The organism is Ancylobacter sp. VNQ12 (assembly GCF_049445835.1).
In the GTDB taxonomy this organism is placed as follows: Bacteria; Pseudomonadota; Alphaproteobacteria; order Rhizobiales; family Xanthobacteraceae; genus Ancylobacter.
Genome location: NZ_JBMSDU010000001.1, coordinates 297,926 through 314,661, shown reverse-complemented (window position 1 = coordinate 314,661; position 16,736 = coordinate 297,926). Strand labels below are relative to the sequence as shown.

At 66.1% G+C, this 16,736-nt stretch carries 16 protein-coding genes; 7 read left to right on the top strand and 9 right to left on the bottom strand.

Features of this window, described 5'->3' with window-relative positions:
- Nucleotides 1-155: 155 nt before the first annotated feature.
- Nucleotides 156-2,087 (top strand): glycosyltransferase, encoded by a 1,932-nt coding sequence (locus ACO2RV_RS01410; RefSeq protein WP_423289034.1) that lies wholly within the window; start codon nucleotides 156-158, stop codon nucleotides 2,085-2,087.
- Here the strand turns inward: ACO2RV_RS01410 and ACO2RV_RS01405 are convergent.
- A complete protein-coding gene (locus tag ACO2RV_RS01405; RefSeq protein WP_423289032.1) occupies nucleotides 2,038-2,628 on the bottom strand; it encodes an SCO family protein in 591 nt (196 codons plus the stop codon). The two genes, ACO2RV_RS01410 and ACO2RV_RS01405, sit on opposite strands and share 50 nt — an antisense overlap.
- Nucleotides 2,629-2,743: 115 nt before the next feature.
- Nucleotides 2,744-2,899 carry a hypothetical protein gene (locus tag ACO2RV_RS01400; RefSeq protein ID WP_423289030.1) on the bottom strand — a complete coding sequence of 52 codons (156 nt, stop codon included), beginning with the start codon at nucleotides 2,897-2,899 and terminating at the stop codon, nucleotides 2,744-2,746.
- Nucleotides 2,900-3,159: 260 nt separating this feature from the next.
- On the opposite strand from ACO2RV_RS01400, the gene ACO2RV_RS01395 reads away from it, so the two are divergent.
- On the top strand, nucleotides 3,160-5,256 hold the full coding sequence (locus ACO2RV_RS01395; protein WP_423289028.1) for a putative bifunctional diguanylate cyclase/phosphodiesterase: 2,097 nt from the start codon (nucleotides 3,160-3,162) through the stop codon (nucleotides 5,254-5,256).
- A 119-nt stretch (nucleotides 5,257-5,375) separates the two neighbouring features.
- Here ACO2RV_RS01395 and ACO2RV_RS01390 read toward each other — a convergent pair whose 3' ends face one another.
- The 7 genes from ACO2RV_RS01390 to ACO2RV_RS01360 all read right to left on the bottom strand — a co-directional run bounded on the left by ACO2RV_RS01390 (nucleotide 5,376) and on the right by ACO2RV_RS01360 (nucleotide 12,317).
- Nucleotides 5,376-6,479 carry an ABC transporter ATP-binding protein gene (locus ACO2RV_RS01390; protein ID WP_423289026.1) on the bottom strand — a complete coding sequence of 368 codons (1,104 nt, stop codon included), beginning with the start codon at nucleotides 6,477-6,479 and terminating at the stop codon, nucleotides 5,376-5,378.
- A 26-nt stretch (nucleotides 6,480-6,505) separates the two neighbouring features.
- On the bottom strand, nucleotides 6,506-7,297 hold the full coding sequence (locus ACO2RV_RS01385; RefSeq protein WP_423289024.1) for an ABC transporter permease: 792 nt from the start codon (nucleotides 7,295-7,297) through the stop codon (nucleotides 6,506-6,508).
- 11 nt (nucleotides 7,298-7,308) lie between these two features.
- A complete protein-coding gene (locus tag ACO2RV_RS01380) occupies nucleotides 7,309-8,166 on the bottom strand; it encodes an ABC transporter permease (protein ID WP_423289022.1) in 858 nt (285 codons plus the stop codon).
- A gap of 229 nt (nucleotides 8,167-8,395) precedes the next feature.
- Entirely contained in the window at nucleotides 8,396-9,415 is a 1,020-nt protein-coding gene (locus tag ACO2RV_RS01375) for an ABC transporter substrate-binding protein (protein WP_423289020.1), read from the bottom strand.
- 63 nt (nucleotides 9,416-9,478) lie between these two features.
- Nucleotides 9,479-10,414, bottom strand: coding sequence for a 2-hydroxyacid dehydrogenase (locus ACO2RV_RS01370; protein ID WP_423289018.1), 936 nt, complete (start codon nucleotides 10,412-10,414; stop codon nucleotides 9,479-9,481).
- 190 nt (nucleotides 10,415-10,604) lie between these two features.
- Nucleotides 10,605-11,195, bottom strand: coding sequence for a HutD family protein (locus ACO2RV_RS01365; protein WP_423289016.1), 591 nt, complete (start codon nucleotides 11,193-11,195; stop codon nucleotides 10,605-10,607).
- 177 nt (nucleotides 11,196-11,372) lie between these two features.
- Nucleotides 11,373-12,317: a LysR family transcriptional regulator gene (locus ACO2RV_RS01360; RefSeq protein ID WP_423289014.1), complete on the bottom strand. Its 945-nt coding sequence runs from the start codon at nucleotides 12,315-12,317 to the stop codon at nucleotides 11,373-11,375.
- A 90-nt stretch (nucleotides 12,318-12,407) separates the two neighbouring features.
- On the opposite strand from ACO2RV_RS01360, the gene ACO2RV_RS01355 reads away from it, so the two are divergent.
- From ACO2RV_RS01355 to ACO2RV_RS01335, 5 genes are read left to right on the top strand one after another with little or no spacing between them, the layout of a single operon-like run.
- On the top strand, nucleotides 12,408-13,862 hold the full coding sequence (locus ACO2RV_RS01355; RefSeq protein ID WP_423289012.1) for a 4-hydroxyphenylacetate 3-hydroxylase family protein: 1,455 nt from the start codon (nucleotides 12,408-12,410) through the stop codon (nucleotides 13,860-13,862).
- Entirely contained in the window at nucleotides 13,859-14,362 is a 504-nt protein-coding gene (locus ACO2RV_RS01350) for a flavin reductase family protein (RefSeq protein ID WP_423289010.1), read from the top strand. Before ACO2RV_RS01355 ends, ACO2RV_RS01350 begins: the two co-directional genes overlap by 4 nt.
- Nucleotides 14,363-14,366: 4 nt before the next feature.
- Complete coding sequence (gene argE, locus ACO2RV_RS01345) at nucleotides 14,367-15,587, top strand: acetylornithine deacetylase (protein WP_423289008.1); 1,221 nt, start codon at nucleotides 14,367-14,369, stop codon at nucleotides 15,585-15,587.
- Between the two features lie 26 nt (nucleotides 15,588-15,613).
- Nucleotides 15,614-16,036, top strand: coding sequence for a RidA family protein (locus ACO2RV_RS01340; RefSeq protein ID WP_423289006.1), 423 nt, complete (start codon nucleotides 15,614-15,616; stop codon nucleotides 16,034-16,036).
- A 12-nt stretch (nucleotides 16,037-16,048) separates the two neighbouring features.
- Nucleotides 16,049-16,726, top strand: a complete 678-nt coding sequence (locus ACO2RV_RS01335) for a DUF1028 domain-containing protein (protein ID WP_423289004.1) — start codon at nucleotides 16,049-16,051, stop codon at nucleotides 16,724-16,726.
- Nucleotides 16,727-16,736 lie beyond the last annotated feature (10 nt).

Below are 16,736 nucleotides of genomic sequence, written 5' to 3'. Positions count from 1 at the left end.
GACTCGACGAGAATGACCGGAATACCTCAAACTGGCCTCGCACCTGCCACGGCCGGAACGCTTGCGCCGCACCACCTTCTAGCGCGACGCACGCCGTGAGGCGAGTGGTCGCGTGTTGCTTCGCTAGGGGGCTGGCGATGAAACCGAAGGCACATATGCAGAGCGGGCACGCGGGCAGCGCGGACCTGCCCGTCGAGATCGCCGGCGTCGTCGACCAGCTCACGGTCGGCGACCTCATCTACGCATTGCACCGCGCCCGTTTCGTCGGAGCCGGCGCCGATGAAGTTCTGCTCGCCAGCGGCGCACTCAGTGCCGATGCGCTGGCCCAGGCGGCCTCAAGGCATCTCGGCGTCGCCTTCGCGCCACTGGCCGGCGAAGCGCCCACCTCCGCAATGCCGCGTCCGGCCCATGCCGATCTCGCCGCGCTGCTGCGCACGGGTGTGATGCGCAGAACCGACGGCAAGCTGGTGGTCGCCGCGCGCGGCCAGAAGCTGCGGGGACTCGCCACCCGACTGGCCGCCACCCCATTGGCCGCCACTTGGCCGGACCTGCATTCCTCGATCCTGCTGACAACGCCCGAGCGCCTCAGCGCCTATGTCCGGCGACGCTTCGGCGGCATTCTCGCCGAGCACGCGGCCCTCTGGCTGCGACGGACGCAGCCGCGCGCCAGTGCCGGCACGTTAGGGGCGAGCCGCTTCATCTTCGCCGCGCTCGCCTTGCTGCTGGCGCTGATTCCCGTCGTCCTGAACGAGGCGCCGGGTCCGCTGGCGGTTGCCCTCGCGGCCATCGTCAGCTTGGTGCTGCTCGGCTGGACCATCCTGCGCCTCGGCGCATGCCTGGCCCCCTCGATCGAGGCCAGCCGGGCGCCGCTGCGGGACGATCGGCTGCTGCCGACCTATTCGCTCATCGTCGCACTCTACCAAGAGGCCCGCATCGTGCCCCAGCTGGTGGCGGCGCTTGAAGCGATCGACTATCCCCGGGAGAAGCTGCAGGTCCTGCTGGTCATCGAGGCGGACGATCCCGCCACGGCCGCCGCGCTGGCGCGCCACGCGCGTCATCCCTGCTTCGAGGTTATCACGGCTCCCGATATCGGGCCGCGCACCAAGCCGAAGGCGCTGAACGTCGCCCTGCCCTTCGCGCGGGGCGCTTATGTCGGCATCTATGACGCGGAGGACATTCCCGATCCCGATCAGCTCCGGCGCGCCTGCGCCGTGTTCCGCAGCCGCGCCGGGCGGGAGATCGGCTGCGTGCAGGCGCGACTGGCCATCGACAATGTGGACGACGGCTGGATCACGCGGCAGTTCGCCGCTGAATATGCCGGCCACTTCGACGTCCTGCTGCCCATGCTCGGCACTTGCCGGCTGCCCTTTCCTCTGGGTGGAACCTCGAACCATTTCCGCCGCGAGGCGCTCGACGCGGCCGGGGGATGGGATCCCTACAATGTGACCGAGGATGCCGATCTCGGTATCCGCCTGGCGCGGCATGGCTGGCGGGCCGCGGTCATCGCTTCGACGACCGACGAAGAGGCACCCCGGCACTGGCGGGCCTGGCTGCGCCAGCGCACGCGCTGGTACAAGGGCTGGATGCAGACCTTGCTGGTGCACGGGCGGCACCCGCTGGCACTGATGCGGGACGCCGGGCCGGGCAGCGGCGCCGCCTTCTTTCTCCTGGTCGGAGGGGGCGTGGCGGCCGCCATGATTCACCCCTTCTTCCTGTTCACCGTTTCCTGGAACCTGATGGTCGGCCGCCCTGCGCCACTCGAGACCGCCGCTATCGCCGTCGAAGGCATCGGTCTTGCCGTCTTCCTGGTCGGCTATTCCGGTGCCATCCTGTGCACGGCACTCGGCATGCGGCGCCGGCGCATTGCCGGCCTGTGGCGCGTCCTGCCGCTTATGCCGGTCTACTGGCTGATGATGTCGCTCGCCGCGTGGCGCGCGGTACTTCAACTGGTCTGCGCACCGCAGCTCTGGGAGAAGACCGACCACGGGCTGGCGCGCACCTCGCGCCGCCGCCTCCGGAAGGTCCGCCTCGTCCGCCCTACAAATAGCGGCGCAGATCGGCGGCGGCCTCGGACGGCGGACGCTTGAGGTTGAACGGGGCGATGAACTCGCCGTCCTTGCCCATCAGATACACGATGGCTGTGTGGTCCATGGTGTAGTCTCCGCCGCTGGTCGGCACCTTCTTGGCGTAGGCACGGTAGGCCTTGATCACCGCAGCAATCTGCGCAGGCGTGCCCGAAAGTCCCTGTATGCTAGGGTGGAAACTGCCGAGATAGGACTTCATCGCCTCGGGCGTGTCGCGCTCGGGGTCGACGGTGATGAACAGGCCGGTCGCATTGCGTGCGTCCGGGCCGAGCTCTTCAAAAAGCTGCGACATCTCGAACAGTGTGGTCGGGCAGATGTCGGGACAGTGGGTGAAACCGAAGAAGACGAGCGCCGGCTGGCTCAGGAAACTATCCTGGGTTACCTTTTGGCCGTCCTGATCCACCAGCTCGAACGGCCCGCCAATCGTGGTGGCGCTGGCGATCGGTGAACTCGCGCGGGGCAGCAGGGCGAGCGTGGCGCCGACAATCACCGCGGCACCGAGAACGAAGGCGGCGAGGAGAAGCAGGACACGGCGGTTGGGCATGCATCGGCACCTGTTTGAAGGCCATCCACGTGGTCCGGAACGCCACCTTTCCGGGCGAATGTTTCACCCGGTCGGAAGAGCCGTCCGCTCGCGCGGCCGCATGGCTGGATTCGGCTCAGAAGCAATAGGCGAAGCCAGCCGCCACCATGTCGAAGAAAACGGCAGCACCGTGACGCGCCCACAGACCGATCGCCGCAGCCAGCAGGACGGCAAGCCCGACGACCAGCCCCCATCGCGCTACCGTTCGCGAAACAGGGGAAACCTCTGCCATCGGACACCTCCGAATGTTTGCTTACGACCAAATTGTGTAAACCCTAGTGTCCCAAATTTAAACGAGTTTGTGAGAGCGACTTGCTCCCGGTAGAGAATAGTATTCAAATGCCGGCAATGTCGGAATTGCGGAAGCCGGCATCAAGTGCCGTGGAAAGTGGCGTTTCCTAGTCTTGAAACGCGAGACAGGGGGCGAAACGATGGGCGGGCCGATCGATAATGGTGAGAACCAGGCAAACTAAACGGCCGGGAGGTAGGCTGTTGACTGGTGAGAAGGCGGCGGACTTCGATGCCGGCGAACTGGCCGCGGCGCTCGACTCCTTGGGGGACGGCTTCGCCGTCTTCGACGACAAGGACCAGCTTATCATTCACAATCGCCGCTTCCTGGAGATGTTTCCTTTCCTTGAGCAGCTCGGCGACCTCCACGGTTTCACGTTCTTCGCCCTGGCCTCCGTCCCGAGCGGCGAGTGGGCGCGCATGTCCCAGCCCGAGGACTACGTCGCCGAGCGCATTCGACGCCATATGAGCGCGGATGGAGAACCTTTCGAGGTTCCGCTGGAGGGTGGCGGCTGGGCGCAGGTGCGCGAATGCCGAACCGACAATGGCGGCATCGTATGTAGCTGGAGCGACATTTCTCACCTGAAGGCGGCCGAGTCGAAGCTGCTGGAGGCGATCGACGGCATCGGCGAGTGCTTCGTGCTGCTCGGCCCGGATGGCCGTCTCCTTCTCGCCAATGCCTGCATGCGTCAGCTCTTCGCACGCGCTGGCATTACGATCATGCTGGGGCAGAGCCTGCCCGAACTCTTTGCTCAGGCTCAATTGAATGGCTTGTTCGCCGAGCAGGTGGACACGACCTTCATCTCCGAATGCCTCGACCAACTGAGTCAATCGTCGGACGAGCGCGTGGAAATTCCGCTGCGCGACGGCAGCTGGTTCCTGGCGGGCCACCGCCGCATGGACAATGGCTGTACGGTCGGCATCTGGACCGACGTAACGGCACAGAAGCGCCGCGAGAGCGAACTCATCGCCGTGCGCGAGCAGTTGCGCCAGCAATCCGAGGCACTGGCCGACTTCGCGCGCCTCGTGGCGCTCCAGGCCCGCAGCGATTTGCTCACCGGCCTACCCAACCGTTTCGCGCTGGAGGAACGTCTCGACCAGCTCCTGCGCGACGGCGAGCCACGCAATGTGTGGATCGGCATGATCGACATCGATCATTTCAAGGGGGTAAACGACGCGGTCGGCCATACGGCGGCGGACGAGCTGCTACGCGACGTGGCGCATTTTCTGCGCGCGCAGTTACGTGGCGACGACATGCTGGCGCGTTTCGGCGGCGACGAGTTCGCCATCGTACTGACCAATATCGACGAGCGCGACGCGCTGCGCATCGCCCGCCGGCTCAACACGGCCGTGCACAACAACCCGTTCCACATCGCCGGCCGCGCCTTCTCGCTCGGCCTCAGCATCGGCCTCGTTCGCGCGACTGGCAGCGGGCCGCAGACCGTTTCCAGCCTGATCGCCGCCGCCGACACGGCCTGCTACGTCGCCAAGGAATCCGGGCGTGACCGTGTCCAGCTCTACGATCTCGGCGACCCGAAGGTGAACAACACGCAGCAGCGGCTGAGCTGGGCCGAGCGGATCCAGATGGGTCTCGAGCTCGGCCGCTTTCACCTGCACCTTCAGGCCATCGTCGACCACGAGCACCGCGTACTCGGCTATGAGGCGCTGATCCGGCTGGTCGATGAGGAAGGCGCCTACTGCCAGCCCTCGCAATTCCTGCCCGCCGCGCAGCGGCTCGGGCTGATGGGGCGCATCGACGCCTGGGTCTGCCGCCATGCGATCGGCTACGCCATGCGGCTGATCAGCCGCGGCGTGCACCAATATGTTTCCATGAATGTCGGGGCGCATTCGCTGGCGGATACCGGCTTCCAGCGCAATCTGATGGATCTGCTCGACATGCATCCGGGCGTGGAGACCGCCCTCCGCCTCGAGGTGACGGAAACCGAGGGGGTGGAGGACATCGGCGAGATCGTCGGCTTCCTGCACGAGCTGCGCCAGCGCGGCATCCACGTCTATCTCGATGATTTCGGCAATGGCTACAATTCGTTCGAGGCGCTCAAGCGCCTGCCGGTCGACGGCATCAAGATCGACTGGACGGTGACGCGCGACCTGCTCAGCGACCCGATCGACAAGGCGCTGATGAAGGCGGCGATCTCCATCGCCCGCTCGCTCCAGCTCGAACTCGTCGCCGAGGGCGTCGAGGACCAGACCCAGCTGACCAAGCTGCAGGAGCTCGGGGCCACGATCTATCAGGGCTTCCTGTTCCACCGCCCGACCGACGCCGAGACGGTGCTGGCCTGACACCTCACGGCCGTCATCCCGGACGGCGGTGAGGCCCATCCGGAATCGCGAAAAATCGGGGAGCGATCCCGGCTCTGCGGCTTCGCCTTCGGCCGGGATGACGAGAAGAGGCCGTTCCCTCAGCCCGCCGGCAGCAGAACCGCCTGGCCGACGTCGAGCGCCAGTGTGATCGTCGTACCAACCGGGTGATCGCCGATGATCTCCGATCCGGTGACCCGGGTCTCAAGCGCGCCGATACCCTCGACCTGCACGCGGGTGATGGTGTGCGAGCCCTGATAGATGTGGGCCGTCACGACGCCGTTCACCGCATTGACGGCGGTGCCGCCGGCCCGCACGGGATGCACCTGTTCGGGTCGCAGAAAGGCATGCACGTCGCTGCCATGGGCGAAGCTCCACTCCGGCCGCCGCGCCGCGGCGAGCCGCCCGATGCCAGGCAGCACCAGCCCCGCCTCGTCCCCGGCGACTTCGTAACGTGCGGCGGGAAGCGCGTTGATCTCGCCGATGAACGAGGCGACGAAACCGTTGGCCGGCGTGCGGTATAGCTCGATCGGGGCCGCCACCTGCTGCACCTCGCCGCGATTCATCACCACGATGCGGTCGGAAAGGCTCAGCGCCTCGCCCTGGTCATGGGTGACAAAGATCGTGGTGAGGCCGGTCTTGCGGTGCAGGTCCGACAGCTCGACCTGCATCTGCGCGCGCAGGTTCTTGTCGAGCGCCGAGAGCGGCTCGTCGAGCAGCAGCACCTTGGGGCGGATGACGATGGCGCGGGCCAGCGCCACGCGCTGCTGCTGGCCGCCGGAAAGCTGGCGCACGCGCCGCTCCTCGAAGCCGCCCAGCTTCATCATGTCGATGGCGCGCCGCACCTCGGTCTCGATCTCCGCCTTGGGCAATTTGCGCATGCGCAGGCCGAAGGCGACGTTGTCGAACACGTTCATGTGCGGGAACAGCGCGTAGGATTGGAACACCATGCCGATATCGCGCCGGTAGGGCTCGACCTCGGTAAGGTCGATGCCGTCGACGACGATCTTGCCGGCGGTGGGCGTGACGAAGCCGGCAATCATGCCGAGCAGGGTGGACTTGCCGCAGCCGGAGGGGCCGAGCAGTGTCACGAACTCGCCCTTGCCGACGTTCAGCGACACATCGGCGACGCCGACCGCCCCGCCATAGTCCTTGCGGACGCGGACGATCTCGACGGCGGGCCGGGTGTCAGTCGTGGCGTTCATTTCTTCGGCTCTCCGGCACGTATCGTTCAATGGGTGTCGATCGCCAGCACGCGCCGCAGGCCAAAGGCGCGGTCGGCGATGAACATGATGATCGTGGTGGCGATGATGAGCATCGACGAAATCGCCGACACGGTCGGGTCGGCATATTCGCGGATGTAGTTGTACATGGCGACCGGCAGCGTCTGGGTGCGCGAGCCCGTCACATAGAGCGAGGCGGTGAACTCGGTCAGCGACAGCACGGCCGCGATCAGCCAGCCTCCCGCCATGCCGGGCAGCACCAGCGGCAGCTCGATGCGGGTCAGCACGTTGAACGGCGAGGCGCCGAGATTGGCCGCCGCCCGCGCCAGATTGGGATCGACATTGGACAGGCTGACATAGACCGCGCGGGTCACGAACGGCATCACCAGCACCATGTGGGCGAGCACGATCATCACATAGCCCTGCTGCAGCCCGAAGGCGCCGCCGAGCAGCAGGAAGCCGAAGCCGAGCGTGAAGTGCGGGATGATCAGCGGCGACCACAGCACCGCCTCCAACAGGCCGCGTCCCTTGAATTCATAGCGCTGCACCAGCCAGGCGAAGGCCGAACCGACGATGAGCGCCAGCGTCGAGGCGCAGCCTGTCACGATCAACCCGTTCCTGAAGGCGATCTGGAAGTCGGGATAGGTCAGCGCCTTCTCGTACCACTGAAAGGAAATCCCCTCCGGCGGGAAGGCGAGGATTTCGGTCGGGTTGACCGAGGTCATCAGCACCACGAGCGTCGGCAGCGTCATGTAGACGAGGATGGCGACGACCAGGCTCCAGAACGCGAAGCTGCGCATGTGCCCCTCCCTCAGTTGATGGCGAGGCGCTTCTCGACGCGCCCGGTCACGGTTTTCATCAAGGCGAGGCTGCCCAGCGCGGCGACGAGCGCGATCAGGCTCAGCGTGGCGGCGAAGGGCAGGTTCAGCACCGAAAATCCCTGGAGATAGGCAAGGTTGGAGATCATCAGCACCTTGCCGCCGCCGATCAGCTGCGGCGTCGAGAAAGCGCTCATGGTCCAGGCGAACACCACGACGATGCCCGACAATATGCCCGGCATGGTGAGCGGCAGCGTGATGCGCCAGAACACCGCGCCGGGGCTCGCGCCGAGATTGGCGGCGGCCTTCTCACAGTCGCGGTCGACATGGGAGATGGCAGTAGCAAGCAGGATGATCATCACCGGCATGGAGAACTGCACCAGCGCCACCACCACGCCAAAGCGCGTGTACATCAGCTGGAGCGGCATATCGATGATCGACAGCTTGCGCAGGATGGAATTGACGAAGCCGTCCGAGCCGAGGGTGAGCATCCAGGAGAAGGTGCGCACGATCTCGCCGGTGAACAGCGGCGTGATCGACAGCGAGACCAGCAGCGAGCGCACCCAGTCGCGCTTGGCACGCACCAGCGCGAAGGCGACGGGATAGCTCAGCAGCAGCGAGAAGATCGCGGTGAGCAGGCTGATGTAGAAGGTGTCCGCCAGCACCAGCCAGTAGATCGGCCGATTGATGCGGGTGAAATTGTCGAGCGTCAGGCCGCCGACGTCCAGCGAGCCGGGAATGAACTCACGCACGCTGTATTGCAGCACCTCGAAGATGGCGGCCGCGAGGATCACGGCCGTCAGCACGGCGGGCGCAAGGAAGGTGACGAAGAAGGGGCGGCGCTGGGTCATCGGGTCTCGGCCTGGTTCGCAATGAGCGGGCGATGCTGCGCCTTCAACGTCATCATCCCGGACGGCCGACCGGCCGATCCGGGATCGCTTCCGGAATGAAAGGCGACCCCGGCTCTCCGGCTGCGCCTCCGGCCGGGATGACGCCCATGCGCGGGAAGACGTGGATGGCCGGGACAAGCCCGGCCATGACGCCGCACCAATGGCATCGTCGCGGATGCGACCATGTTCCTCAGTGCATCATGTTCTCGGTGAACCAGGCCTTCCACACCGGCAGCAGCGTGGCATAGGTCTTGTCGTCAAGCACGATGGCGCCCTTGGTGATGGCTTCCTCGCTGGTGAAGATGCCAGGCAGCTTGGCGACTTCCGGATCGAGCTTGGCTTCGCCGCTCATCGGCGAGCACTTGTGGAAGTTGCACAGCTTGGCCAGCATTTCCGGCTCGAGCGCGATATTGAGGAACTGCTCGGCCAGCGCCTTCTTCTTGGAATTCGCGTTGATGCCCCACACATCGGTGCCGGCCACAGCGCCTTCCTTCGGCACGTCGATCTCGACGGGAATGCCGAGCTTCTGGATGTGGTAGCCGTTGATGTTGAGCAGCACCTGGACCGGGGTCTCACCCGTGCGGATCAGGTTCTGGCTGGTGGCGTCCGACTGGTAGAACGCCTTGATGCTCTTCTTGAGCTCCAACAGCTTCGGCTGCACCTTCTCCCACTCTTCCGGCTTCACGCCGGCGAGCTTGGTGGCGGCGATGATGACATGGGAGGGATCGAAATCGGGCAGGCCGAGCTTGCCGGCGACGTCCGCGCCCCACAGGTCTTCCCAGCTGTCGACCTTGAAGCCCTTGGGCATCAGGTCGGTACGGAAGGCCGGGGTGTAGACATAGACATAGTCCGCGACCGTGTAGTCCGAGCGCTTCGCCATCGGATAGAGCTTGGCGGCGTTCGGGATCTTCGACCAGTCAAGCTTCTCCATCAGACCGTCGGAATGATAGAGATAGCCGACATGGGCGGTGGTGTTGATGAGGTCGGATTCGGGGTTGGCCCGCGCGACCTTGGCCTTGGCCAGGCGATCCAGCGTGCCGCCGGTGATGTACTCCACCTCGACGCCGGTGCGCTTGGTGAACTCCTTGCCGACGATGGCGACGCCTTCCTTCCAGTTGCCGCCCCAGGTGCTGATGATCAGCTTCTCCTGGGCCGACGCTGTGCTGGCCATCATGACCAGCGCACCGAGTGCAATGCAAAGCTTCTTCAAGTTCCACCTCTTTGATTGGGGCGATCTGCGCCGCCCGGAAGTCTCGTCGCCCGCCGTGGCGGCTCAGTAGCCGCGGCCGGGATCCACCTCGTGCAGCGGCGCAAGCCCTTGCCGAACGCGTCTTATGCTCTCCGCCACGTCGCGCGCGGCCAGCTTCGGCACGGTGATGCTGGCGAGATGCGGCGTGATCAGCACGTTGTCGAGCGTCCAGAAGGGGTGGCCCGGCGGCAGCGGCTCGGTCTCGAACACGTCGAGCGTCGCCTCGCCGACATGGCCCGAGCGCAGCGCCGCGATCAGCGCCGCCTCGTCCACCACCGCTCCGCGCGAGGCGTTCACGAACTTGGCGCCTTTCGGCATCAGCGCCAGTTCGCGCGCCCCGAGAATGCCGCGCGATTCCGGGGTGAGCGGCAGCAGGCTGACGATGATCTCGTTGCCGGCCAGCACCCGCTCCAGCCCGTCGCGGCCGGTCTCGGAGCTGACGCCTTCAATGTCCTTCTTCGAGCGCGACCAGCCGGTGACGGTGAAGCCCATCGCGGCGAGGGTGCGCGCCGCCGGGCCGCCGAGTTCGCCGAGGCCGAGCACCGCCACCTTGATGTCCGACAGCGCGCGCGGATGCACATAGTCCCATTCGCCGCGCCGCTTGGCGCGCTCGAAGACCGGGATATCGCGGGCATAGCGGGTGACGGCGAAGACGACATAGCTCGTCATCATCGCCACCATGCCGGGGTCGTTGAGGCGGGAGAACTTCACCGGCACGAGATCGTCGCGGCGCACCAGCGCATCGACGCCGGCGCCGAGATTGGTGACGAGCTGGAGATTGGGAAAGCGGGCGAAGAAGCCCTTCGGCGGCACCCAGACGAGGGCGTAGCGGATATCGGCGGGATCGCCGACCTCCGGATCCACGCGGAAATCGAGGTCCGGCAGTTCCGCGGTCAGCGCCTCGCGCCAAGCCACCGGATCGTCGACCGGACTGTAGAACACCAATGCATCGCGACTCATGCTGCGTCCTTTCCAAGGGGAAAACCGCAGCATACCCGCGCGACCCGGCTCCACGATCCTGTGTGAGACCGCCTCATTCCATTCCGCTCTCTGGCCCGAAATTTTCTTGTCAGGAAATGTCGCGCCAGCGGACTGGATAGAAAAATACTTTTACCTGTTTCTTAAGATAGTCGCAGACGATGCAATCGGATCAGCGTGACCCGGTGGGCGACAGGAAGGCCACCACCGCCTCGCCGCTGGCATCGCAGCTGGCGCGCAGCGTGGATTCCTCGCGCGAGACCAGCGTCTCGCCGGGATGCACCAGCGCCGCACCCAGGCTGTGCCCGACCTGCCAGACCCCGGTGACGGCATGGAGAATGACCAGGCCGCCATCCGGTGCCGCCAGCAGCGGCTCCTTGCCGCCGCTCGCGGGCATGACCTGCGCATGCCAGCGCCCGCGCCGCGTCATCACATTGAGCACTCGCACCGCCCCGTCCGGCAGCTTCGAGACGGGCTGCTGCACGCTGTCGAAATAAAGCGGCTCCAGCCGCTTCAAACTGCGCGTCTCGCTGCCGAAGACGAGGTCAAGTGCCCCGGAACTGAGCAGGGTGATATGGCGGTCGATGCCGGGAAAGGACGAGAACGGCCCCTCGGTGACGATCGGCGCGAGGCTCAGCCGGATGTCGAAATTTTCCTGAGTGGAATCTTCCGGCAGCAGCAGGATGTCCTGCGTGACACCCCCGCCGTTCTTCCAGGGCGTCGTCTTGTAATCGGTGGCCTTGAGAACCCTCAGCCAACTCATCGCGTCACACTCGGCATCACATTCCGGCAAAGGGGGACGCCGGTTCACTCAAGGGAAAAACAGGGGCGGACAGTAGCGAGCCGGGAGGCCGGGCGGCAACGGCCAAGCCCCGGCACGGACAACAGTTTCACGATGCAGAAGATAGAGGCCGGCTATGGAGCGGACCGGACGATCCGTTTAGCGCACGGTGGTGCGCGGCGAGAGGGTGCCGGGCTCGAAAATGCCGCCCGGCGAGAAGCACGCCTTGAGATGGCGGGCAAAAACCTCCACCGCCGGGCGCGGCGCCTGCCGGCGCAGCTTGAGCGAGACGAGGCGCACCGGCTCCAGCCGGTCGGTCAGCGGCACGGCGGCAACCCGCCCGCCATCATGGGTGATCTGCGTGCGCGGCAGAACGTTCTGGATGGTGTAGCCCCGCCCATGCCCGACCAGGCCACGCGTCAGCTCATAGGCGCGCGAGCGGAAGGCGATGTGCGGCTCGACGCCGACCGCGCGGAACAAGCTCATGAAGTAGTCGCGCGAATGCGGCAGATCGAGCAGGATGAACGGCTCGTCGCGCAGTTCGGCAAGGCTGATGCGCTCGCGCTGGGCGAGCGGATGGTCGGGGTGCAGCACCACATAGGGCGGCAGCTCGGCCAGCGGCTCCGCCACCACCTCCTCCGGCCGGGCGAATTCATAGGACAGCGCCAGCTCGGTGCGGCCGGAGACGATGCCCTCCAGAATCTGCTGCTGGTCGCCCTCGTCGAGGCTCACCGTGATGCCCGGATGGGTCTCGGCGAAGCGCGAGAGCAGGCTCGGCATGAAATGGGTGGCGATGGTCCAGAAGCACCCCACGGCAATCTCGCCGCGCACCTCATCGGCCATGGCGCGGGCATTCTGCCCGAAATCGCGCGCATGATTGAGCAGCAGCCGCGCCTCGTTGACGATGCGAGTGCCGGCAATGGTGGTCGTCACGCCTTTTGCATGGTGACGGACGAACACCTGCACGCCGCACTCCGCCTCGAACTGGGCGATGGCCGCCGAGATCGAGGGCTGTGAGACGTTCAGATGCTTGGCCGCTTCGGTGAGGTTGCCGAAGTCGGCGGTGGCCACGACGTAGCGCAGGGCGCGGAGTGAGACGTTCATCGGATTTATCTATGTCGAGCAACGAATGAAAATATTTTACCGATCTATGAGGCAAGCGCAATATTTCCTCATAGGAAAAGGATGCACTTTATGATCCGCACAGGCGACGAGTATCGGCAGGGACTTCAGGACGGCCGCGAAATCTGGATGGACGGCGAGCGGGTGAAGGATGTCACCCAGCACCCGGCCTTCAAGCCCATCGTCGACGTCCGGGCCCGCATGTACGATATGGCGCATGAGGCGAAGTATCAGGATCGCCTCACCTATGTCGAAGACAACAAGCGCAATACGATTTTCTACAAGCCGCCGCGCGAGACCAAGGACTGGACCGACAAGGTCGAGGCCGTCGACGCGGTCATGCAGGACATTGGCGGCGTCGTAACCCGCGTCGGTGATGAGACGATCGGCGAAGTCTGGTCGCTCATCGACGGACGTGACGTGCTCGCGGAGTTCGACCCCCGCTTCGCCGACAACGTCGACAAACACGTCCAGAACATCTTCGACAATGACATCTTCCACATTTCGGCGAACACCGATCCCAAGGGCGACCGTTCCCTGCCGCCCCAGGAACAGGATCCCGACATGATGGTGCATGTCGTGAAGGAGACCGACGCGGGTATCATCATTCGCGGCGCCAAGTATGAGACGGCCGCGGCCTACGCCGACCAGGCCTTCCTCAAGCCGACCGTCGGCGCCTGGACCAACGAGACGCTGTCCGACTACGCGGTGGGCGGCATCATCCCGATGGGCGCGCCGGGCGTGAAGCAGATTTGCCGCTCCTCCTTCGCCGGCCGCACCAACCCGAAGGATTATCCGCTCGCCAACAAGTTCGACGAGGTCGAATCCCTCGTCATCTTCGACAATGTGCTGATTCCCTGGGAAAATGTGTTTTTCTACCGCCACACGAAGGCGGCCCAGTACATCCGCGCGACGCTGCACCGCTATTCGGCGTTTCCTTATGTACATCGCCTGCTCTACGTCGCCGACATGATGATCGGCGCGGCGATGTTCAACGCCAAGCAGACCGGCCTCGACAAGCTGCAGTCGGTGCGCGAGAAGCTCGCCGACCTCGTCTGCTACCGCGAGGGCATAAACGCCCACCTCACCGCCGCGATCACGCTGGCGGAAAAGAGCCCCGGCGGCCTGCTGATGCCGAACCAGTCGCTGCTCTATGCCGGGCGCGTGCATGCCTGCGCCAACCTGCCGGCGATGATGCACATCGCCCGCGAGCTGTGCGGCGGCCAGATCTGCGTCACGCCGAACTCGGCCGCCTTCGAGGCGGAAGGCTCCGGCGACTGGCTGAAGAAGTTCTACTCGCTGAACAAGCAGTGGGAATCGGAGGATCGGCGCAAGCTGCTCGCCTTCGCCCGCGACCTGCTGAATTCGGATTATGCTGGCCACCGGCTGACCTTCGTGCAGTTCGCCCAGGCACCGCACTTCAACCATCTGAACGCGGTCTACAATTCGTTCGACTTCTCCGGCCCGCTGGACTTCGTGCGCAAGGCGGCCGGCCTGTCGGACAAGGTGATGGGAACCGGAAAATGAGCGAGCCAGGAGCCGGCATCGACGTCGCCCTGTTCCGTCAGGCCATGGGGCTCACCGCCTCGGGCGTGACCGTCGTGACCACCGACGGCGAGGCCGGACGGGGCGGCGTGACCGTCTCCTCGCTCTGTTCGCTGTCGATGGAGCCGCCTTCGGTGCTGTTCTGCCTCAACAAGGGCAGCCGGGTGCTGCCGACGCTCACGGCCAACGGCGTGTTCGCGGCGAACATCCTCGCCCATGACCAGCACCGCGTGGCCGACAGCTTCGCCGGGCTGATCCCGGAACTGCGCGAGGATCGCTTCGCGGTGGCGCAATGGGACGCGCTGCACACCGGCGCTCCCGTGCTGCGCGGCGCGCTGTGCCGGTTCGACTGCCGGATCGCCAGCGTGTTCGAGTTCGGCACCCACCATATCATCGCCGGCGAGGTGCTGGCGGTGGAGAGCCTGGAGACCAAGCCGCTGGTCTATTCCAACCGCGGCTATCACAAGCTGCAGGCCGCGTGAGCGCATGAACGTACGGGCGACGGCCGGGAATGGCATATCGGCGGCGGAAACATCGCCGTCGCTCGACCGGACGCTCGACGTACTGAAGGACCTCATCGCCTTCGAGTCGGTGAGCGTTCGCTCCAATCTCGCCATCGCCGGCTATATCGTCGAGTTGCTGAAGGCGGAGGGCGTCAAAGCCCGCCTGATTCCGAACGCAGCCGGCGACAAGGCCTCTATCCTCGCCACCATCGGCCCGGCCGACCGGCCCGGCATCGCGCTGTCGGCCCATACCGACGTGGTGCCGGTGGAGGGACAGGACTGGTCGAGCGACCCGTTCCGCATGGAAATCCGCGACGGTCGTGTCTATGGCCGCGGCTCCACCGACATGAAAGGCTTCCTCGCCGTCGTGCTAGCGCATGTCGGCGCGTTCAAGGCGGCGGCGACCCATGCCCCCGTCCATCTCTGCTTCTCCTATGACGAGGAGCTGGGCTGCCTCGGCGCGCCGGACCTCGTGACGGAGGTGGCGAAGCTGCCCGCGCCGCCAGCGCTTTGCCTCGTCGGCGAGCCGACCTCGCTTAGGGTGGCCCGCGCCCACAAGGGCAAGTTCGCCCGCCGCCTCACCTTCATCGGCCGGGGCGGTCATTCAGCGCTGCTGCACCGCGCCGCCAATGCGGTCGAGGCCGCCGCCGAAGTCACGGTCGGTCTGTTCGCACTCGGCCGCGAGTTGCGCGAGGTGACGAACGAGGCCTTCGAGCCGCCCTTCACCAGCCTCCATGTCGGCTCGCTGCATGGCGGCACGGCGCTCAATCTGGTGCCGGATCGCGCGAGCCTCGAATTCGAGGCGCGCACCCTACCCGGCACCGACGTCGCCGCGCTCAATGCCCGCATCGACGCGGTCATCCATGAGGCCCACGCCCGGCTTGCCGCGCAGGCGCCGGAAGCCGGCATTTCGGTGGAGACGCTGAGCGACTATCCCGGCCTCGACACGCCGGCCGACAGCGCCGCCGTGCGGCTGGTCTCCGCTCTTGTCGGCTCCAACGAGGCCCCCGTCACCCTCGCCTTCGGCACCGAGGCGGGGCTCTATCACGCGGCCGGTATCCCCACAGTGGTGTGCGGACCGGGCGACATCGCCCGCGCCCACAAGGCGGACGAATGGATCGGCCTCGATGAGCTGGCATCCGCCTGCGCCCTGATGCAGCGGCTCGCCGCCCGGCTCGGCGCACCGCTCGACACCTTCAGCTGACGACCCTCCAGAAAAGAGTAGCCTCCATGCCCACGCACAAGCGCATCCGCCCGTTCAACACCAAGCAGACCTATCCGGAGCAGAAGCTCAACAACGACCTGTCACAGGGCGTGGTCGCGCGCGGCACCATGGTGTTCCTGCGCGGGCAGGTGGCGCAGGATCTCGACACCCGCGAGAGCCTGCATGTGGGCGACGCCGGCGCGCAGGCGGCCAAGGCGATGGCCAACATCAAGATGCTGCTGGAGGAAGCCGGCAGCGAGATGAGCCACATCTGCCGCATCGTCGTCTACCTCACCGACATTCGCTACCGCGAGGCGGTGTATCTCGAAATGGGCAAGTGGCTGGAAGGCGTGTTCCCCTGCTCCACCGGTCTCGTGGTGCCCGCGCTCGCCCGGCCGGAATGGCTGGTCGAGATCGAGGTCACCGCCGTCATCCCCGACGCCGCCTGATCGGGGGCGCGCGTGACCTTCTCCATCTCCGCGCGCTGCGCGCGCACCGGCATGTTCGGCATTGCCGTGTCGTCTTCCTCCCCGGCGGTGGCGGCGCGCTGCGCCCATGCCCGCGCCGGGGTCGGCGTGGTGGCGACGCAGAACATCACCGACCCGACACTCGGCCCCAAGGGGCTGGACCTGCTGGCGCAGGGCCTCTCGCCCGAGGACGTGCTGGCACGCTTCAGGGCCGAGGCGCCGTTCTTTGACTACCGGCAGGTCGTGGTGCTGGGTCGCGAGGGCAATGCCGCCGGCCACTCCGGGGCGAAGACGCTCGGCACCCACGCCATCGCCTATGGCCGGGACGTGGCGGCGGCGGGCAATCTGCTCGCCTCGCCGGATGTGCCCAACGCCATGGTCGCCGCCTTCGAGGCGAGCCCCAACGCGCCGCTGGGCGACCGGCTGGTTGCGGCCATGCAGGCGGCGGTGGCCGCGGGCGGCGAGGAAGGCCCCGTCCATTCGGTCGGCATGCTGATCGTCGACAAGGTCGCCTGGCCGGTGGCGGATCTGCGCATCGACTGGTCCGAGGGCGACGTGATGGCCGAATTCGCCGCGCTGTGGGAATTGTGGAAGCCGCAGATGGAGGCCTATGTCACCCGCGCCCTCGATCCCTCCACCGCGCCGTCCTATGGCGTGCCCGGCGACGCATAAGGATACCCGC